Source organism: Synechococcus sp. BA-120 BA3 (genome assembly GCF_034931285.1).
Classification (GTDB): Bacteria; Cyanobacteriota; Cyanobacteriia; order PCC-6307; family Cyanobiaceae; genus Cyanobium.
Genome location: NZ_JAYGHZ010000257.1, coordinates 1 through 19,118, shown reverse-complemented (window position 1 = coordinate 19,118; position 19,118 = coordinate 1). Strand labels below are relative to the sequence as shown.

General features: G+C 71.4%; 18 protein-coding genes. 10 read left to right on the top strand and 8 right to left on the bottom strand.

Going from position 1 to position 19,118, the window contains the following annotated elements:
• Positions 1-2: 2 nt before the first annotated feature.
• Entirely contained in the window at positions 3-1,895 is a 1,893-nt protein-coding gene (ftsH, locus tag VB737_RS09010; RefSeq protein ID WP_323243523.1) for an ATP-dependent zinc metalloprotease FtsH, read from the bottom strand.
• A 107-nt stretch (positions 1,896-2,002) separates the two neighbouring features.
• Between ftsH and VB737_RS09005 the strand changes: the two genes are divergently transcribed.
• From VB737_RS09005 to VB737_RS08995, 3 genes are read left to right on the top strand one after another with little or no spacing between them, the layout of a single operon-like run.
• Complete coding sequence (locus VB737_RS09005) at positions 2,003-2,719, top strand: SOS response-associated peptidase (RefSeq protein WP_500312516.1); 717 nt, start codon at positions 2,003-2,005, stop codon at positions 2,717-2,719.
• A 26-nt stretch (positions 2,720-2,745) separates the two neighbouring features.
• Complete coding sequence (locus VB737_RS09000) at positions 2,746-3,000, top strand: Nif11-like leader peptide family RiPP precursor (protein WP_500312515.1); 255 nt, start codon at positions 2,746-2,748, stop codon at positions 2,998-3,000.
• A gap of 4 nt (positions 3,001-3,004) precedes the next feature.
• Positions 3,005-3,487, top strand: coding sequence for a DUF427 domain-containing protein (locus tag VB737_RS08995; RefSeq protein ID WP_500312514.1), 483 nt, complete (start codon positions 3,005-3,007; stop codon positions 3,485-3,487).
• Here the strand turns inward: VB737_RS08995 and ribD are convergent.
• From ribD to VB737_RS08980, 3 genes are read right to left on the bottom strand one after another with little or no spacing between them, the layout of a single operon-like run.
• A complete protein-coding gene (ribD, locus tag VB737_RS08990) occupies positions 3,453-4,586 on the bottom strand; it encodes a bifunctional diaminohydroxyphosphoribosylaminopyrimidine deaminase/5-amino-6-(5-phosphoribosylamino)uracil reductase RibD (protein WP_500312513.1) in 1,134 nt (377 codons plus the stop codon). The genes VB737_RS08995 and ribD overlap by 35 nt on opposite strands.
• The gene (locus VB737_RS08985; protein ID WP_500312512.1) at positions 4,583-5,092 is read right to left on the bottom strand and encodes a DUF3122 domain-containing protein; all 510 of its coding nucleotides are present in this window, start codon (positions 5,090-5,092) and stop codon (positions 4,583-4,585) included. Before VB737_RS08985 ends, ribD begins: the two co-directional genes overlap by 4 nt.
• Positions 5,089-7,596, bottom strand: coding sequence for a GH116 family glycosyl hydrolase (locus VB737_RS08980; RefSeq protein WP_500312511.1), 2,508 nt, complete (start codon positions 7,594-7,596; stop codon positions 5,089-5,091). Before VB737_RS08980 ends, VB737_RS08985 begins: the two co-directional genes overlap by 4 nt.
• A 95-nt stretch (positions 7,597-7,691) precedes the next feature.
• Between VB737_RS08980 and VB737_RS08975 the strand changes: the two genes are divergently transcribed.
• Positions 7,692-9,821, top strand: a complete 2,130-nt coding sequence (locus VB737_RS08975; protein ID WP_500312510.1) for an acyltransferase family protein — start codon at positions 7,692-7,694, stop codon at positions 9,819-9,821.
• Here VB737_RS08975 and VB737_RS08970 read toward each other — a convergent pair.
• A complete protein-coding gene (locus tag VB737_RS08970; RefSeq protein ID WP_500312509.1) occupies positions 9,791-10,054 on the bottom strand; it encodes a DUF8678 family protein in 264 nt (87 codons plus the stop codon). The genes VB737_RS08975 and VB737_RS08970 overlap by 31 nt on opposite strands.
• Positions 10,055-10,089: 35 nt before the next feature.
• Between VB737_RS08970 and VB737_RS08965 the strand changes: the two genes are divergently transcribed.
• Both VB737_RS08965 and VB737_RS08960 read left to right on the top strand, forming a co-directional pair.
• The gene (locus VB737_RS08965) at positions 10,090-10,398 is read left to right on the top strand and encodes a hypothetical protein (protein WP_500312508.1); all 309 of its coding nucleotides are present in this window, start codon (positions 10,090-10,092) and stop codon (positions 10,396-10,398) included.
• Complete coding sequence (locus VB737_RS08960) at positions 10,395-11,714, top strand: cytochrome c biogenesis ResB family protein (protein WP_500312507.1); 1,320 nt, start codon at positions 10,395-10,397, stop codon at positions 11,712-11,714. Before VB737_RS08965 ends, VB737_RS08960 begins: the two co-directional genes overlap by 4 nt.
• 15 nt (positions 11,715-11,729) lie before the next feature.
• On the opposite strand, the gene queF is transcribed toward VB737_RS08960, so the two are convergent.
• The gene (gene queF / locus VB737_RS08955) at positions 11,730-12,146 is read right to left on the bottom strand and encodes a preQ(1) synthase (RefSeq protein ID WP_015110583.1); all 417 of its coding nucleotides are present in this window, start codon (positions 12,144-12,146) and stop codon (positions 11,730-11,732) included.
• Between the two features lie 215 nt (positions 12,147-12,361).
• Between queF and VB737_RS08950 the strand changes: the two genes are divergently transcribed.
• Positions 12,362-12,700, top strand: a complete 339-nt coding sequence (locus VB737_RS08950; RefSeq protein WP_015110582.1) for a P-II family nitrogen regulator — start codon at positions 12,362-12,364, stop codon at positions 12,698-12,700.
• A gap of 40 nt (positions 12,701-12,740) precedes the next feature.
• Here the strand turns inward: VB737_RS08950 and VB737_RS08945 are convergent, their stop codons facing one another.
• Positions 12,741-13,571, bottom strand: a complete 831-nt coding sequence (locus VB737_RS08945; RefSeq protein WP_500312506.1) for a TlyA family RNA methyltransferase — start codon at positions 13,569-13,571, stop codon at positions 12,741-12,743.
• 142 nt (positions 13,572-13,713) lie between these two features.
• Here VB737_RS08945 and VB737_RS08940 point away from each other — a divergent pair, with 142 nt between their 5' ends.
• Together VB737_RS08940 and purB are read left to right on the top strand one after the other, a co-directional pair.
• Positions 13,714-13,926 carry a hypothetical protein gene (locus VB737_RS08940; protein WP_015110580.1) on the top strand — a complete coding sequence of 71 codons (213 nt, stop codon included), beginning with the start codon at positions 13,714-13,716 and terminating at the stop codon, positions 13,924-13,926.
• Positions 13,927-13,978: 52 nt separating this feature from the next.
• Entirely contained in the window at positions 13,979-15,274 is a 1,296-nt protein-coding gene (purB, locus tag VB737_RS08935; RefSeq protein ID WP_500312505.1) for an adenylosuccinate lyase, read from the top strand.
• Between the two features lie 16 nt (positions 15,275-15,290).
• Here the strand turns inward: purB and VB737_RS08930 are convergent, their stop codons facing one another.
• Positions 15,291-18,137 carry a DEAD/DEAH box helicase gene (locus tag VB737_RS08930; protein ID WP_500312504.1) on the bottom strand — a complete coding sequence of 949 codons (2,847 nt, stop codon included), beginning with the start codon at positions 18,135-18,137 and terminating at the stop codon, positions 15,291-15,293.
• A gap of 91 nt (positions 18,138-18,228) precedes the next feature.
• Here VB737_RS08930 and VB737_RS08925 point away from each other — a divergent pair.
• Positions 18,229-19,118 (top strand): aminotransferase class I/II-fold pyridoxal phosphate-dependent enzyme (locus VB737_RS08925; protein WP_500312522.1); only part of this gene is annotated, 890 nt, incomplete at its 3' end.

Genomic DNA, 19,118 nt, shown 5'->3' with positions numbered 1-19,118 from the left:
CCTCAGGCCGCCGCTCCCTCCAGCACCGCCGCATCGGGCAGCTGGCTGGAGGCGAGCAGCTGCTTGAGCTCGTCGCCTTCGATCACCTCCTTCTCGAGGATCTTGTGGGAGATGGTCTCCAGCAGCTCGCGGTTGTGGTGCAGGATCGCCAGGGCCCGTTCGTGGGCCCGGTCCACCAGCCCGCGCACCTCCTTGTCGATTTCCAGGGCGGTGGCATCGCTGACGGCCCGGCGGGGGTTGGAATTCCCCCCGAGGAAGCGGCTGCCGCCCTGCTTGTCGTAGGCGAGGGGGCCGAGGGTTTCACTCATGCCGTAGGTGCCGATCATCTGCTCGGCGATGTCGGTGGCCCGCTGCAGGTCGTTGGCGGCGCCGGTGGTGACCTCACCGAAAACCACCTCCTCGGCGGACCGCCCACCCAGCAGGGTGGCGATCTGACCTTCAAGATCTTCCTTGGAATTGAGGAAGCGCTCCTCGGTGGGCAGCTGCAGGGTGTAGCCGAGGGCCGCCATGCCCCGGGGCACGATCGAGATCTTCGCTACCTTGCTGCCGCCGGGCATCAGGTGGCCCACGATCGCGTGGCCCACTTCGTGGTAAGCCACCACCTTCTTCTCGTCGGGCTGCAGCACCCGGCTCTTCTTCTCGAGGCCAGCCACCACCCGTTCGATGGCTTCGTTGAGGTCGGCCTGCTCCACGGTGGTGCGGTAGGCCCGGGCCGCCAGCAGGGCCGCCTCATTCACCAGGTTGGCCAGGTCGGCGCCGGCGAAGCCACTGGTGGCCTGGGCGATCTTGTCGAGATCCACGCCTTCGGCGAGCTTCACCTTCTTGCCGTAGATGTCGAGGATCATCTTGCGGCCGGAAAGGTCCGGACGGTCCACCAGCACCTGGCGGTCGAAGCGGCCCGGACGCAGCAGCGCAGCATCGAGGGTTTCCGGCTGGTTGGTGGCTGCCAGGACGATCACCGGCTTGTCCTGGGCGGTGAAGCCGTCCATCTCGGTGAGCAGCTGGTTGAGGGTCTGCTCCCGCTCGTCGTTGCCGCCCACCACACCCATCGAACCCGAGCGGCTCTTGCCGATGGCATCGAGTTCGTCGATGAAGATGATGCAGGGCGCTTTCTTCTTGGCCTCCTCAAACAGGTCGCGCACCCGGGCGGCGCCGGCCCCCACGAACAGCTCAACGAATTCGGAGCCGGAGATGATGAAGAAAGGCACGCTGGCTTCCCCGGCCACGGCCTTGGAGAGCAGGGTCTTGCCGGTGCCGGGCGGACCCACCAGCAGCACACCCTTGGGGATGCGGGCGCCGATGTCCATGTAGCGCTGGGGCGTCTTGAGGAAGTCGACGATCTCGGTGAGCTCGGTCTTGGCTTCGTCGACGCCGGCCACATCGGCGAAGGTGACACGGGACTCCTCATCGGGCACATAGACCTTGGCCTTCGACTTGGTGAAGCTCAGGGCCCCCTGGGCGCCCCCGCCCATGCCGCTGCGGCGGGCGAAGAACTGCAGCACCAGGATGAAGATCAACGGCGGCACCACCCAGCTCAGGGCCGTGGTGATGAAGCTGGGCCGCTTCGGCGGCGCCGCGGCGAACTCGACCCCGTGCTGCTCCAGCCGCTGGGGCAGGTCCATGTCGAAGATCGGCGTGGTGGAGAGCACCGTGGGGGCGCCCTCCTCCGGGGGCTTGGTGAGCTCGTAGCGGATCTGGTCCTGGGTGATGTAGGCCCGTTTGACGTTGTCGTCGTTCACCTGGTCGATGAACAGGGAGTAGGGCACCCGGGGCACCTGGGTGGCGGGGTTGGGCAGGAAGTTGCTGAACAGCAGCAGCACACCGAAGCCGATCAGGAGCAGGTTGACGAGTCCGAATCGCCGGGTGGGGCGGTTGTCGTCCTGACGGATGGCCATGCTGCGCACAACGTCGAATGGGCCCAAGCTAGGTCTGGTCGTCACCCGCCGTTCCCACCCCCGGTCGGGAGAACCGAACGCCCCGCCCCCTCGGCTCCCCACCCCCCATGTGCGGCCGCTACTCCCTGGCCACCAGCCTCGACCGGCTGCTGCCCCGGCTGAAGGGCCCGCTGCCGCCGGGGCTGGAGGACCATTACGCCCCCCGACCCCAGGTGCGGCCGGGGGAGCCGGTGCTGCTGCAGCGCCAGGAACATGGGCAGCTGGAAGTGGCCCTGGCCCTGTGGGGGCTGGTGCCGGACTGGTGCCCCGATCCCGGCGCCCGCCGCCGCCCCATCAACGCCCGCAGCGAGACGGTGGGGGAGAAACCCTTCTTCCGCGGCGCCTGGCGCCACCGCCGGGCCCTGATCCCCGCCGATGGCTTCTACGAATGGCAGGCGAGGACGGTGGACGGCCGTGTGGTCAAGCAGCCCTGGCTGTTCCGTCGCCGGGATCGGCGCCCCTTCTGGCTCGGCGGGCTCTGGGACCGCTGGCTCGGCGCTGACGGTGGTGAGCTCGAGACCTGCGTCGTGCTCACCACCGCCCCCAACGATCTGCTGGTCCGGGTGCACGACCGCATGCCGGTGGTGATCCCCGACGGGCTCGAGCAGGCCTGGCTGGAGTCCGTCGATGGCCCGGCCCTGCGGGCCCTGGAACCCCTGATGGCCCCCTGGGACCCGGCGCCTTGGGAGGCGGTGAAGCTGGAGGCGGGTCCGCCGGCCGCCGTCCAGCTCGATCTGCTGGCCGCCACGACGGACGACCCGGCAGACGACCCGACGGACCGCTAGAGAGGGATGGCCCCGATGCCGGTCCCATGAGCCTCGACCAGCTGGATGCCTTCCTGGCCCACGCGAAGACCGATGCCGCCCTCGATCGCCGCCTCCACGACCCGGCCGATCCCCCTGATCTGGCGGCCTTCCTGGCCCTGGCCCGCGGCGCCGGCTACACCGTCGACGAGGCCGACGTGATCGCTGCCCAGCAGCGGGCCGAGGCCGGCCTCAGCGACGAGGAGCTGCAGGCCCGGGCGGGGGCCGAGGCGCGGCGCCTGCGCCATTTCATCCCCGGCTGATCCCATGGGCGAGCGCGTCGCCAGCTATCCCCGGCCACCGGCGTTGCTGCCCTGCAGCCAGCAGGTGCGGGTGGAGGCCCTGGGGCGGGTGCTGTGCGACACCCAGCGCAGCCTGCGGGTGCTTGAGACCTTCCATCCCCCGGTGTTCTACCTCTGCCCGGAGGATGTGGACCTGACCCTGCTGGAGCCCGCGACCGGCTCCAGCTTCTGCGAGTGGAAAGGCGTGGCCCGCTACTTCGATCTGGTGGCCCCGGACGGCGCAGGCGGAGAGCGCCGCCTGCGGCGGGCCCTCTGGTCCTATCCCTCACCCACGCCGGCCTTCGAGGCCCTGGCCGGCTGGCTGGCCTGCTACCCGGCGCTGATGGACGGCTGCTGGGTGGATGGGGAGCGGGTGGTCCCCCAGCCCGGCGGTTTCTACGGCGGCTGGATCACCAGCGCCGTGGAGGGGCCGTTCAAGGGGGATCCCCGGCATCCGGAGCTGCGCTGAGCGGCGGGCCTCCCTCCACCGCGCCCTGCCAGAGGAGGTCCGGGCCCAGCCAGCCGATCGTCCCGTCCTGCAGGGCCCAGCCGCCCTCGAGGCTCTCCAGGCCCAGGTCACCCAGGGCGGTGCGGGCGGGATGGCCGCCGAGCAGCTTCGGTGCGATCACCGCGGCCAGCTGCTGCACGCAGTCCTGGCGCAGGGCCGCCGCTGCCAGCCCGGGCCCGCACTCCCACAGCACCCGGTTGCAGCCCCGTTCGGCCAGGGCGATCCCCAGGGCCGCCGGTTCGCAGGTCTCCAGGGCCAGGCGTTCCACCCCCAGCCGATCGAAGCGGTCGCGGCGATCCTGGGGCGCCTCCGGCCCATGGACCAGCAGCGTCACAGCGGCGGCCGTGTCCCACAGACGGGCCTGCTCCGGCAGATCCAGGCCGCGGCTGAGCACCACCCGCAGCGGTTCGGGGCTGCGTCGCCCCCGGCTGGTGAGCAGGGGGTCGTCGGCCCGCACGGTGCCGCCCCCCACGATCACCGCATCGCAGCGGGCCCGCAGGCGGTGCACCCAGTCCCGGGCCCCCGGACCGCTGATCCACTGGCTGACGCCGTTGGGCAGCGCCGTGCGGCCATCCAGGCTCGTGGCCCACTTGAGGATCCCCAGGGGCCGGCCGGTGGCGATCCGGTGCAGAAACGGCCGGTTGAGCCGGCGGGCTTCGGCTTCCATCACCCCGTCGATCACCTCCAGGCCCGCGTCCCGCAGGCGGGCGATGCCGCCGCCGGCCACCCGGGGGTTGGGGTCGGCCATGGCCAGCACCACCCGGGCGATGCCGGCGGCGATCACCGCCTCGCTGCAGGGGGGCGTGCGGCCGTGGTGGCAGCAGGGTTCCAGGGTCACGATCAGGGTGCCGCCCCGGGCCCGATCCCCCGCCTGGGCCAGGGCCCCCACCTCCGCATGGGCCTCCCCGGCGCGGGCATGGAATCCCTCCCCCACCAGTGTTCCTTCGGCGTCGAGCACCACGGCGCCCACCAGGGGATTGGGGCTGGTGCGACCCTCGGCGAGGGCGGCCAGCTGCAGGGCCCGGGCCATCCACCGGCGCCAGGGGGAGCCGGAGCTCATCGGGTCGGTGCGTCCGCGAGGCTGCGCCATTCGGCCACCACGTAGGGGGGCACCGCCAGCTCGCTGAACACCCGCGGCAGCCGCAGTCGCAGCGGACGGTCGCGATCCAGATCGGCCAGCAGCGGTGCCAGATCGAATTCGGCGGCGGCGGCCCTGGTGTCGCCGGCCAGGGCGGCACTGGCCAGGGTGACGTCCTCCAGGTCCCAGCGCAGCCGGCCGCTGCGCACCTCCAGGGCGGTGGGATGGTCGAGGCGCACCTTGCCGGGGTAGCCCACGATCCGCAACCGCAGCGGCCCCCCCGGCGGCCCCTCCCGGTAGGCCACCACCTGCCAGCTCTGGTCATCGAGGTCGCGCAGGCTCTCCAGGCTGCGCACCACCGGCGTGCCGTCGGCATCCGGGTGGGCATGGACCTGGGCCAGGGCCGGCGGCGGGGCGATGGCCAGGATCAGGGTCAGCAGAGGGGCCAGCAGCAGAACTTCGATCCGCCCGCAGAACCACTGGCTCATGGCTGGCGCTCGGCGCCGGGGATCGGCTGCCAGCCGGTGTGGGTGGCCCAGAGGGCCCAGATCGCCATGGCCCGCAGGTAGTGGCAGGCGCGGAAGGTGCCGGCGGCGGTGATCGCCTCCGGGGTGCGGAACTGGAGGCCCCCCTCGTACACCTGGCGCACCACGGCGCCGGTGATGGCGAAGGCGGTGCCGCTCTCGTCCATCAGCCGGTAGTAGGCGGCCAGACCGAAGTTGATGCCGGTCCAGACCTCCAGCGGATGGGTGCCCTTCGGATCGAGGGGGGTGCCGTCGCGGCGCAGGCCGTTGGCCACCCCGAGGCGGCCGCCCTCGAAGGACTCGAAGCAGGCCTGGCGGATCGCGTTCAGGGCCGAGCGGGCCCGGTCATCGGCCACCACTGGCGGCAGCCCCAGCAGGCGGGCGTAGAAGTCGCCGCAGAGCTGGTCGGCCATCACCACCGGGGTGCTGCTGCCGGCATCGATGGCGTAGTACTCGCCGTTCCAGAGCAGGGCATCGAAGTGGCTTCGGGACTGCTCCAGCCAGCCGCCGAAGCGCCGCTGCTCCTCGGCGCTGTCCAGACCCAGTTCCAGCTGCAGCCGCTGGCCGATGGCCAGGGCGGCCTCCAGGGCGGCGATCCAGAGGGCACCGCAGTAGGCGCTCACCCCCTGCAGGGGCCAGTCGTCGAAGGTCTGGTCCGGGGCGCCGCCGTTGTCGGGCAGGCCGTCGTCGTTGACGTCGAATTGCTTGAGGTAGTCGAGGGCGGTCACCGCCGCCGGCCAGCAGTCCGCCAGGAAGGCGATGTCCGGGCCGCTGGGGGCCAGGCGGTAGGTGCGCCAGACCTGCAGCACGAAATCGCTGGCCAGGTCCTTCCAGAGGTTGCAGTCCTGGTAGGCGGTGTAGTTGGTGGCGTCGAAGGGGCGCTCGTTGGGGGCGCCGAGGTCGTGGGGGGTGGCGCCGGCCACCTTGCGGGCCGCTTCCACCCGGCCCCGTCCCTGGGTGAAATACCAGCCGATCGGCCGCGGCGTCGGATCGGCGGCCGGGATGGCGCGGGCGAAGCTGCGCAGCACGGCCTTGTCGAGCTCGGGCCAGAGCTGCAGCAGGGCGAAGGAGCCGTAGAGCCGCACGTCGAGGCTTTCGTACCAGGCGTAGTCGAGGCACTCGAGCACCCCGAAGCGACCCACCGGATCGCTCGGGCTGGCGGCCGTCCAGAGACTGCCGCCGCTGGCCAGGTCGTAGAGCTCGTTGAGCAGGGCCATCCGCAGCGGCTCCGCCAGGTCGTGGCGTTGCACCACCGGCGCCTGCCAGGCCTCAATCGCGGCGTGCCAGTCGCGCCACTCCGCCAGGGCTTCGCTGGCGATGGCGGCGGCGCTCTCGCCATCGGTGCCGAAGAAGTCGGTGTAGCGGCGCAGGGCCCGGGTGCCGGTGGCGAAGGCCGTCACCGGCAGGTCCCAGCTGATCACCACCGGGATCTCGAGCGAAGCCCCAGGCTCCAGCCGGAAGCGCACCGCCAGGGCGGCGCTGAGGGGATCATCGCCGGTGCTGCGGCGGTCGTTGTCGCTGTCGGGGATCGCGCCATCGCGGCTGAACGGTTCCCAGAGTTCCGCCCCGTCGCCGCTGGGATCCCAGCGGCTGCAGCGGAACACCTCCACCCCCGGGTGGTTCAGCGCCGCCTCGTCGGGCACCGCCAGACACCACTGTCCTTCCCCTTCGGCCAGGGGCTGGGAGCGCTGCCCCTCCAGCAGCAGGCCCTTGAGGCCGGGGGCATCGACCCAGCGGTTGCGCTGTCCCTTGCCGCGGCCGATCGCCGGCACGTAGTTGTGCTCCGGGCTGCCGTCATCGCGGAAATGGACCTCCGCCGACGGATCGGTGTTGGTGAACCAGCCGACGGTGTTGCGCCAGCTCAGCAGCAGCGACAGCTCCAGCGGCTGACTCGTGGGGTTGCTGAACGTCCAGGCGAAGACGGCGACGGGGTAGCTGGTGCGCCGGTAGTCGCCGGGGAGAATCGGGCTGAAGGCCTCGCAGCGCACGTCGGCGCTGAACAAGGAGGCGTAGTGGTGGGAGCTGATCGGATAGCGCACCGCCACCGTGCCGCTCGGTTGCTCCGGGGTGGCGGCGGGGTACCAGCTCCAGGCGGCCAGCGGCGGGCCGGCGTCGGGGCGGGAAGCGTCAGAGGCGGGTGTGGTGGCCAGGGCATGGGCCCGCCGCCCTTCGCCGTCCTGCTCGAACAGGGCGAACTGGCAGTCGGGCAGCACGCCGAACCAGTGCTCCCCGCCATCGAGGTGCCAGAGGTTGAAGGCGCCGTCGAGGCCCCGGCCCAGGCAGCCGGCGCCGAAGCCCCCCAGCGGCATGCCGTGGTTGGGGCCGTCGTCGAGGTTGCTGGCGTAGCGCACCGTGTAGGGCTGGCTCCAGCCCTGGCCGAAGGGCCGCGACCAGCTGGCCTCGGGGGGCTGCCAGGGACTCCTGCCGCGCCGCAGGTTGTGGAGAGCGGAGAGGCCGAAGGGCGCCATGGGGCCGGACGAGGTGGGCCCAGCTTGTCAGAGCTGGCCGCTCAGCGATGGCACCGGCAGACCGCCAGTACCCTGCCTGCAACCGTCGGGTCGGCGTGAACGCTCTGGTGCGGCTTTTCGGTGCGGGCATCCTGCCGCCGCAGCGCTCGAGGGCCTACCGGCCCGAGATCGACGGCCTGCGGGCCGTGGCTGTGATCGCGGTGCTGATCAACCACCTCGATCCCCGCTGGCTGCCGGGCGGCTTCCTCGGGGTCGACATCTTCTTCGTGATCTCGGGCTACGTGGTCACCTCCTCGCTGCTGGCGCGGCGGGATGGCAGCCGCTGGCAGTTCCTGCGCCGGTTCTATGGGCGCCGCATCCGCCGTCTGATGCCGGCGCTGGTGGTGAACGTCGCCGTCGTCTCGGCCCTGTTGGCGATGCTGGTCTCGCCGCTCGATGATTTCTTCGCGCCGGTGATGCGGACCGGCACCGCCGCCCTGTTCGGGGTGTCCAATCTCTATCTGCTCCGGCAGGGCTCGAACTACTTCGCCACCGACAACTATTTCAACGCCTTCATGCACACCTGGTCGCTGGGGGTGGAGGAGCAGTTCTATCTGGTCTGGCCGGCGGTGCTGCTGTTCTGTGGTCTGGGGGTGGCCGGGGCCGGGGCCGGCGCCCTGCGGCGGCTCAAGGTGGCCAGCCTGCTGCTGCTGGCCCTGTCCCTGGCCCTCTACCTGGGCCTGAGCCTGGGCGGCAACGCCGAACGGGCCTTCTTCCTCACCACTGCCCGGTTCTGGGAACTGACGGCGGGCTGCGTGGCCTACCTGCTGCATCGCGGCAGCGGCAGTGCCCGCGACCTGGGCCGGAAGCTGGCCCTGCCCCGCTGGCGCCAGCCCCTGGCCCTGCTGGCCCTGGCGGCATCGCTGGCCCTGCTGCTGCTGCCGGAGGCCTGGCGCCTGGGCACCACCGTTGGGATCACGGCACTGACGGCCCTGCTGCTGCTGCTGCTCCAGCCCGCCAGGGGCATCGGCCGCTGGCTGTGCCATCCCGCCAGCCTGGCCATCGGCATGGTGTCCTATTCGCTCTATCTCTGGCACTGGCCGGTGATTGTGCTGGCCCGCTGGACGGTGGGGTTCAACGCCGTCACCCTGCTGCCGGTGCTCGTGCTGATCACCCTGTGCACGGCCCTCTCCTACCGGCTGGAGTGCCTGTTCCGCTACGGCCACCCCGCCATCCCCGGCCTGGGTCGTCCCGGCCTGGCCTACCCGGCCATGACCGTGCTGGTCGCCCTCTTCAGTGCGGGCCTGCAGGGGCCGCTGCTGGGCCGGATCTTCGTCGGTGAGCGCCGCAACGCCGTCGGCACCACGGCCAACATGAAGCGCATCGGCGGCACCACCGTCGACACGGTCCACTGCTTCCAGGAGCCCACCGATCCGGTCGTCAGGGGTGACGGGCCCGACCCCTGCCTGGCCCTGGGGCCGAAGGGGAAGGACCTCCCCACCCTCTTCTTCCTGGGGGACAGCCACACCCATGTGCTGATTCCCCTCGGGGAGAAGCTGCTGGCCAGCGGCCGCTTCAACGTGTCCTTCATGGCCCGGGGCGGCTGCCCGGTGCCCTACTTCCCCCGCTGGACGGAGGGCGCCCCGGAGCAGGCCCGCTACCGCCGCTGCCGCCCCTACGCCGACAACGAGGAGCGCCGGGTGCTGGCCCGCCTGCGGCCTGGGGACCGGGTCGTGCTGGTGTCGAATCTGGCCGGCCACCTGGAGGGGATCCAGGGGGAGACCCGCCTGAGCGTCGAGGCCTCCTACGCCTCCGCCCTGCGCCGCTTCGCTGCCGAGGTGAGCCGCCGCGGAGCGGACGTGGTGGTGTTCGGCCCCCTGCCCACCTTCCCCCAGCTGAAGATCGGTGGTCCGCTCACCCTCTGCCAGACGGAGTGGTTCCGTCCCGCCTGGTCCCTCGGTTCCCAGTGCCAGCCGGTGCTGCGGCCGCGCCGGCAGGAGCTGGCCGCGATCGCCCCGGCCCAGCGCCTGCAGGAGCGCACCATCCGGGACCTGGCCGGCACGCGTCTGTTCAGCCCCTTCGACAGCCTCTGCCCGCCGACGCAGGCCGTCTGCTCCAGCGCCCGGGCCGGGACGCTCCTCTACAGCGACGCGACCCACCTCACCAACGCGGGTGCCCTGCTGCTCTATCCCCGCCTGATGGCCTTCCTCGAGGGTCAGGCGGACGGGGCGCCGCCACCGAGCTGATCGCTGCCCAGCTCCTGCTCGATCAGGGCATCGAGGGTGACGGCGCTGCGCACCAGGGACTGGTAGCGCTGCACCACCCGCCGGTTGCGCTCCAGCCAGCTGCCGGCGTCCCCACCGCCCCCGAGTGGATGGCCGCCCGGGCCTGAGCGGTCGTCATCCAGCAGCTCGAGGTCACCCTGGTGGGCCAGCAGGGCCACCACGAGGCTGTGGATCCGCTGGCGTCGATCGCTCATGGGCAGGTGGGTGGGCCGGCACGTCCGGGAGCATCATGGCCAGAAGTGGCGCAGGGGCACGGCTGGAGGGTTCGCTGCTGGAGGTACTGGGCACCGATGCCGCCGGCCTGGCGGGTCTCTCCCGCCACTGGCAGGACCGGATTCGCCAGGCCGATCTGGTGGCGGCTCCCCGGCGTCTCCTGGCGGACCTCGAGGCCTGGCGCGGTGACGCCCCCGCACCGGAGCTGCTGGCCAGCGATCGCCCCGCCGACCTGCTGCCGCGGCTGGAGCGGGCCCTCGCCGCCGGCCAGCGGGTGGTGCTGCTCGCCAGCGGCGGCCTCACCCTGCTGTCGGTGCTGCCATGAGCGGCACGGCTGCCTCGCCCTGGCGCCCCCTGCAGCGCCTGGCCGCCTGGATCTCCGACCTGCGCCTGGCGATCGGCCTGCTGCTGGTCATCGCCATCGCCAGCGGCATCGGCACGGCCATTCCCCAGAAGGAGGAGGCCGCCTTCTACCACCAGCTCTACGACCCCACCCCCTGGCTGGGGCTGCTGGATGGTGACGGGGTGCTGCGCCTGCAGCTCGATCACGTCTATTCCAGTGGCTGGTTCCTGGCCCTGCTGGCCTGGCTGGGCCTGTCCCTGATCCTGTGCAGCTGGCGCCGCCAGTGGCCCGCCCTGCAGGCCTCCCTGCGCTGGATCGACTACCGCAGCCCCCGCCAGCTCAGCAAGCTGAGCGTGGCCGAAACCCTCGTCACCGAACATCCCGTCGCCGGCCTGGAGCGGCTGGAGGCCGATCTGCGCGGCGCGGGCTGGCAGATCCAGCGCCAGGAGGACCGCCTGGCGGCCCGCCGGGGGGTGCTCGGCCGGGTGGGCCCCCTGCTGGTGCATGCCGGCATGGTGGTGCTGATGGTGGGGGCGGCCTGGGGCGCCCTGGGGGGCCAGCGCCTGGAGCGCTTCCTGGCCCCGGGCCGGGAGCTGGAGCTGCTCGACAGCCGCGGCAGCACCCAGGTGACCCTGGCCCTTGACGACTTCCGCATCCAGCGGGATCCCGCCGGCCGCCCGGAGCAGTTCTCCTCCAGCCTGCGGTTGATCACCCCCGGCGATGCGGCCACCACCACCGAAGCCGCCATCAGCGTCAACCACCCGCTGCGCTACCGGGGCATGACGCTCTACCAGGCCGACTGGTCCCTGGCGACGATCAGCCTGCAGCTGGGGCGCAGCCCGGTGCTGGAGCTGCCCCTGCAGACCTTCCCCCAGCTGGGCGACCAGATCTGGGGACTGGTGCTGCCCACCCGCCCGGATGGCAGCGAGCCGGTGCTGCTGAGCCTCACCAGCGAACAGGGGCCGGTGCAGGTGTTCGGCCCCGATGGCGTGGCCCTGGCCCAGCTGGTGCCCGGCGGCGAGGCCCAGGAGGTGAAGGGGCTGCCGATCCGGGTGGCGAGTGTGCTGCCGGCCAGCGGCATCCTGTTCAAACGGGACCCCGGCGTGCCCCTCGTCTACACCGGCTTCGCCATCGCCCTGGCGGGCGGGGCCCTCAGCCTGGTGGCCACCCGCCAGCTCTGGGCCATCGCCGACGGCCCCGGCGGCCGGCTGCATGTCGCGGGGCTCTGCAACCGCAACCTCACCGCCTTCGCCGCCGAGCTGCCGGTGCTGCTGCAGCGGCTGGAACCCCAGCTCTGACTCAGCAGCCCTGACTCAGCAGGGCCGGCGCTCGCCGTGGCTGACCCGCACCACGGTGTGGACGTTGCCGCGGGGGTTGAAATCGGCCTCCAGCTGCATCCAGAGGGGATCGCAGGCGGCCACGAGGTCGTCGAGGATCCGGTTGGCCGCCTCCTCGTGGGAGATGGAGCGGTGGCGGTAGCTGTTGACGTAGAGCTTGAGGGCCTTGAGTTCCAGCACCCGGGGGCCGGGCTGGTACAGCAGCCGCAGGACGGCGAAATCGGGGTAGCCGGAGAAGGGGCAGGTGCAGGTGAACTCCGGCAGTTCGATGGACACCTCGTAGGCGCGACCCTCGCGGGGGTTGGCGAAGCAGACCAGCTGGGCCTCGGCGATGGCCCGCTCCCCGTACAGGGGGGTCACGGTCTGGGGCTGGTCGGCGACACCGGAAGCCATGGTCAGCAGGACAGGGAGACGGATTTTGACCGTACAGGAGCTGACGGATGGGGCGGCGCTCCCGGCGGCGGCCCGACCCGCCCGTCAGCGGCCCGGAGCGCGCGTAGCAACCGTTACGACGACCCCGGCAAGGCTCGGCGGTAATGGAGCCGTCCCCCCTTCAGGCGGGGACTCTGAGAGACTCCAACCGTCGCCTTCCTGACCGCAGCACAGCCATGAAGAAAATCGAGGCCATCATCCGCCCCTTCAAGCTCGAGGACGTGAAGATCGCCCTTGTCAATGCGGGCATCGTCGGCATGACCGTGAGCGAGGTGCGCGGATTCGGCCGTCAGAAGGGGCAGGTGGAGCGCTATCGCGGTTCCGAATTCACGGTCGAGTTCCTGCAGAAACTCAAGCTCGAGATCGTCGTCGACGACGACCGGGTGGCCACCGTGGTCCAGGCGGTGCAGGATGCAGCCCGCACCGGCGAGATCGGTGACGGCAAGATCTTCATCAGCACCGTCGATTCGGTGATCCGGATCCGCACCGGCGACCTCGACAGCGGCGCCATCTGAGCGCCCGGCCCCTGCCGTCCTGACCCTGGCCGTGGGCCCCTCAGGCCCCGGCCAGGGTGCTCTTCACCAGTTCCGCAATCGTGCCGGACCAGTCCGTGCCCTCGGAGGCAGGTTCGCCGCTGGCCCCGGCTGGCACCACCCAGAGCAGGTACTCGTGGTTGCCAGCCGGCCCGGTGAGGGGCGAGGCCACCAGCCCCGCCGGGTGCCAGTCCAGCTCCTTCGCAGCGGCGATCACGCCGGCGATGGCATCGGCATGGGCCGCCGGATCCCGCACCACGCCCCCCTTGCCCACCCGCTGGCGCCCCACCTCGAACTGGGGCTTGACCAGCAGCACCGCCTCGCCCGCCGCCAGCAGCAAGGCCCGCAGGGCCGGCAGTACCCGGGTGAGGGAAATGAACGACACATCGGCCACCGCCAGGTCGGGCCAGGGATCGCCTTCGCCGTAGAGCAGCTCCGGGGTGAGGTGGCGCAGGTTGGTGCGCTCCCGCAGCACCACCCGTTCATCCGTGCGCAGGCTCCAGGCCGTCTGGCCGTAGCCCACATCGATCCCGTACACCCGCACGGCCCCGTGCTGCAGCAGGCAATCGGTGAAGCCGCCGGTGGAGATGCCGCCGTCGAGGCACACCCGGCCCTGCACCTGGATCGGCAGGGCCGCCAGGGCCCCCTCCAGCTTCTCGCCCCCCCGGGAGACGAACCGGGGCGGCTGCTCCACCTCCAGCGGCAGGGTCTCGGCCACCTCGGTGCCGGGCTTGTCGAGCACCTCGCCGCCGCCGCGCACCCGGCCGGCGCGGATCAGCTGCTGGGCCTGTTGGCGGCTGGCCACCAGGCCCAGGTCCACCAGCCGGCGATCGAGCCGCTGCTTACGGGCCATCCTGCATTTCGGCCATGGGTCCTGCCGCTCCACCGGCATGTTGTCACCGAACAGCGACCCAAACCGAACAAAAACCGATGGGCAGAGGGTTCGGGGCGGAACAGTCGCAGGATGGCAACTGTCTTCCCCCCGGTTCCCTCCCATGGCTGCCCCCGGTTCCAAGGCTGCCCCCGGATCCAACGTGGTGGAGCTGCTCCACCCGGGAAGCTTCGTGCGGCTGCGGGACCATCCCGAGGATCTGCCCCCCTTCCAGCTGATCCGGCGCCGCGGCACCCGCTGCTGGGTGCGGCAGCAGGCCTGGGGGTCAATGGTGCACCTGGAGCTGCCCTACCGCCGCCTCACCGCCGCCGCCTGAGCCGGTAAGGGCGGCTCGATAGGTTGGTGGATCGTTCATCACCGCCCGGCCCTTGATCGAGCGTTACACCCTGCCCGAGATGGGCCGCCTCTGGAGCGAGGAAGCGAAGTTCCAGAGCTGGCTCGAGGTGGAGATCGCCGCCACCGCCGCCAACGTGGAGCTGGGCCGGGTACCCGCCGAGGCGCTGGCCACGATCCGGGAGAAGGCGGCCTTCGAGGTGCCGCGGATCCTGGAGATCGAGGCGGAGGTGCGCCACGACGTCATCGCCTTCCTCACCAACGTCAACGAGCACGTCGGTGATGCGGGCCGCTACATCCACGTGGGCATGACCAGCTCCGACGTGCTGGACACCGGCCTGGCCCTGCAGCTGAAGGCCTCGGTGGCCCTGCTGCGCACCGAGCTCGATGGCCTCTCAGGCGCCCTGCGCCGCCTGGCCCGGGCCCACAAGGACACGGTGATGATCGGCCGTTCCCACGCCATCCACGGCGAGCCGATCACCTTCGGCTTCAAGGTGGCCGGCTGGCTGGCCGAAACCGAGCGCAACCGGGAGCGGCTGGAGCGGCTGGAGCGGGTGGTGGCCGTGGGCCAGATCAGCGGCGCCATGGGCACCTACGCCAACACCGATCCGCAGGTGGAGGCGATCACCTGCCGGCTGCTGGGCCTGGAGCCCGATACCGCCAGCACCCAGGTGATCGGCCGCGACCGCCATGCCGAGTACGTCCAGACCCTGGCCCTGGTGGGCACCTCCCTGGAGCGTTTCTCCACCGAGATCCGCAACCTGCAGCGCTCCGACGTGCTGGAGGTGGAGGAGAACTTCGCCAAGGGCCAGAAGGGCAGCTCCGCCATGCCCCACAAGCGCAACCCGATCCGCAGCGAACGCATCAGCGGCCTGGCCCGGGTGCTGCGCAGCTACACCGTGGCGGCGCTGGAGAACGTGGCCCTCTGGCACGAGCGGGACATCAGCCACAGCTCGGTGGAGCGGATGATGCTGCCCGACTGCTCGGTCACCCTGCACTTCATGCTGCGGGAGATGACCGCCGTGGTCGAGGGGCTGGGGGTGTACCCGGAGAACATGGCCCGCAATATGAATGTGTATGGCGGCGTCGTGTTCAGCCAGCGGGTGCTGCTGGCCCTGGTGGAGGCGGGGCTGAGCCGGGAGGAGGCCTACCGGATCGTGCAGCGCCACGCCCACGCCGCCTGGAACACCGAGGGCGGCGACTTCCGCGCCAACCTGGCGGGCGATCCGGCGGTGACGGACCACCTGGGCCCCGAGCAGCTGGAGGCGTGCTTCGCCACCGACCTGCACCGGGCGAATCTGGACGTGATCTGGGAGCGGCTGGGGATCTGAGGGGGGCGGCCGCCCCCTAAGCGGCCGGCGGCCTCTCCGTCGCCGGATCCAGCTTGCCGTTGCCGCCGGCCAGCAGATCCTCGATCTCGCAGACGGGGAAGCGGTTGATGCTCTTGAGGGCCAGACGTGAGTTGCGGCGCAGCTGCTCGCTGATTGCTTCGCAGTAGGGCACCTGGGCCAGCAGATCGACGGTGCGGCGCAGGATGCGCACCACGTCGCCCTCATCGAGGGAGGTGTTGGCGATCACGTCGTTCCAGCTGGCGCCACGGGCCCAGGCGTGGACCAGGCCGGTGAGCTCGGGCTCCCACCACACCGGCACCACCACCGACGCCCGCTCCTGCTGGCGCTGCAGTTCCCGCCGCAGGCTGCGCAGGTCATGGAGCGCCTCCTCGGAGGCCGGTGGCGGCGGGTAGCCGCACCAGAGATCGGGCCGGTTGACTTCGGTGGAGATGGCCTCCAGCACCGCCGCCAGCTCGGCCGGATCGAGGCCATCGAGATGGCCGCTCATCAGGGCCAGCCCCAGCCAGAGCTCGTTGTCGCCCCGCAGGGCCGCCACGGTGCGGCCCACCTCGGTGGGCTCCAGTCCCTCCTCGCCGTCGAGGGCGCCGAAGAAGCGCAGGATGTCGATCAGGGACAGGAAGGTGTCCCAGTGGCGGTTGGCGCGGTGATGGAGCAGCCGCTGGCGTTCGCCGATCTCCTCCTCCAGTTCCTCCATGCGGCGGCGGTGTTTCTTGAGGTGCTTGCGATCGCCCCAGCGGTGGGCCGGGTGGGCCTCCAGCTCCTGCTCCAGCTGCTGCACCAGCTGACCCTGCTGCTGCACCTCCCCGGCCAGGTCGTAGCGGGGGGTGTGCATGTCGTGGCGGCGGGCCATCGAGGACACCGCCAGGGCCAGGCCGCCGCTGGCGTTGTCGCCGTGGCGCAGCTCATTGGCGTGGAGCAGCTCCGGCGGCTCCAGCTGGTTCACCTGCAGGCAGCTGAGCTCGGCGTGGAGGGTCACCACCGAGTGGCAGGGCAGCAGGATCCAGACGTTCTCGTCGGTGAGGCAGAGCAGCAGCGGGAACTGGCCGGAGCCGGGCACTTTGGCCACGATCACCGCCGGGGTGACCCGGCTGCGCAGGGCCGGCGCCTTGACGCTCACCAGGGTGCCCTCACTGGCGAACTGCAGCGCCAGGGTGAGCTCGTGGGCCAGGGTTTCCTCGGCCTGCTGCTGCAGGATCCGGTGCAGGCGGCGCTCCTCCCGCAGGCGACCGCGGACCTTCTCGTAGTCCTCGAAGTCGTCCCAGGGCACCTCGCCGCCACTGGATTCCAGGCTGGCCAGCTGGGTCATCAGCTCGGCGATGCGGCATTCGTCCTCGGCCAGATCCAGCCCCGCCAGGTAGCGGCCGAAGCTGCGCTCCACCAGCTCCCGGGCCTTGGCCAGGTCGTAGCGCTGCAGCAGGTTGAGCACCATGCCGTAGCTGGGGGTGAACTGGCTCACCAGGGGATCGGCCGGGCTGGTGGCCAGGGCGCCGGCCTCCCGGACCCCCTCGAAACGGCTCTGAACGGTCACCACGTAGCCCTGGGTGTCGAGGCCGCGGCGGCCGGCGCGGCCCGCCATCTGCAGGAATTCGCTGCCCATCAGGGGCCGGTGGCCGCGCTCGGTGCGCTTGGAGAGGGCCGAGATCACCGTGGTGCGGGCCGGCATGTTGATGCCCGCGGCGAGGGTTTCGGTGGCGAACACCACCTTGATCAGCCCCTGCTGGAACAGCTCCTCGATCAGTTCCTTCCAGGCCGGCAGCACGCCGGCATGGTGGGCGGCGATGCCCCGCAGCAGGGCATCGGCATGGCCGCCCTCCCGCACCGCCTCGGGGGTCACCGCCATGAAGGCGTCCAGCCGCTGGCGGATCCGCGCCTGCTCGCCGGCATCGACAAGGCACACCTTGGCCAGGTCGCGCACGGAGCGGTCGCAGTTGCGGCGGCTGAAGATGAAATAAATGGCCGGCAGCATCTCGCGCTCCGCCATCTGGGCCACCACGAAGCCGATCGGCGGTGCCTCCGGCTGGGGCGGCCGCGGTTCCTTCGGTCCCTTGCGGCGGGTGGATTTCGGAGGGCGCCAGACCTTGCAGTTGGGATGCAGGCCGGTGCCCTCGTCGTTGAGCAGCGGATGCAGGCCCTTGGCGCTGCAGAAGCTGAAGGCCAGGGGGACGGGGCGGAAGTCGCTGTGGATCAGCCGGGTGGGGCCATGCACGCGCTCAATCCAGTCGGTGAGCTGACCTGCGTTCGCCACCGTGGCCGAGAGCGCCACCAGCTGCACCCGCGTCGGGCAGTGGATGATCGATTCCTCCCAGACGGTGCCCCGCTGGGTGTCGTTCATGTAGTGGCACTCATCGAGCACCACGGCTTCCACATCGGCCAGGGGATCGTCGTCGGCATGGTCGATCTCCGCGTAGAGCATGTTGCGGAAGATCTCGGTGGTCATCACCACCACCTGGGCCTCCCGATTCAGGCTCAGATCGCCGGTGAGCAGGCCCACCTTGTCGTGGCCGAACTGGTGGCGGAAATCGCGCAGCTTCTGGTTGGAGAGCGCCTTGAGGGGCGTTGTGTAAAAAACCTTCTGGCCGTGGGCCAGGGCCCGGTGAATGGCGTACTCGCCCACCAGGGTCTTGCCGGAGCCGGTGGGGGCGCTCACCACCACCGAGTGGCCCTGGTTGAGGGAATCGATCGCCTCCAGCTGGAAACCATCCAGGGGGAAGGGGAACAGCTCCCCAAGCGGAGGTACGGCGTTGCCACCTGCCGTGCTGGTGCCCGTCACGTCGCTGCCGATCGCGCCGTCGCTGGCCCCGTCGACGCGGGTGGTGCTGCCAACGTCGGGGCGGTCGAGCATCAGCGAATCCTATGGGCTGGCCGCGACCTGCCGGCCTCTTAGGGTTTTGCCACCCGTGTTCGGGTTCGTCCCCTTGGATGCCGACGGCCTGATGCCCCCCTGGCGGCGGCGGCTCCATGACGGGCTCGCCGCCCTGCACCAGCAGCGACGGCGGCGGCTGCGCAGTTTCCGCCCCACCGATGGCATCGCCCTGCAGGAGGAGCCCGGGGGGGCCGGGGCGACGACCTTGCCGATCCCCCTGCTGGATCTAGCCAGCAACGACTACCTGGGCCTGAGCCGCCATCCAGGCGTGATCGCCGCGGCCCGGGCGGAACTCGAAAGCACCGGCCTGGGGGCCGGCGGCTCGCGGCTGGTCACCGGCACCCGGCCAGTGCATCTGCAGCTGGAGGCCGCCCTGGCCGCCTGGCTGGGCCGGGAGCGGGTGCTGCTGTTCCCCAGCGGATTCCAGGCCAACGTCGCCGCCGTGAGTGCCCTGGCCGACCGCCACGCCCTGGTGTGCGCCGACCGCCACGTGCATCACTCGCTGCTGGCCGGGGTGCGCGCCAGCGGGGCGCGGCTGGTGCGCTTCGCCCACAACGACCTGGAGGACCTGGAGCGGCGGCTGGCCCAGGCCCGCTCCAGGCAACCCGAGCAGACCCGGCTGGTGCTCAGCGAGAGCCTGTTCAGCATGGAGGGCACCAGTCCCGACGTGCCGGCCCTGGCCGCCCTGTGCCGGCGGCACGGGGCCCTGCTGCTGCTCGATGAGGCCCATGCCCTGGGGGTGCTGGGGCCCGGCGGCCGCGGCCTGGCCCACGGCCTGGAGGGGGTGCACCTGGTCAGCGGCACCTTCGGCAAGGCCTTCGGCAGCGGTGGCGCCTTCCTCGCCGGCGACGCGCTCATTGGCGAATGGCTACTGCAGAGCAGTGGAGCCTTCCGCTACACCACCGCCCTGGCACCGCCCCTGGCGGCCGGGGCCCTGGCGGCGCTGCATCAGATCGAAGC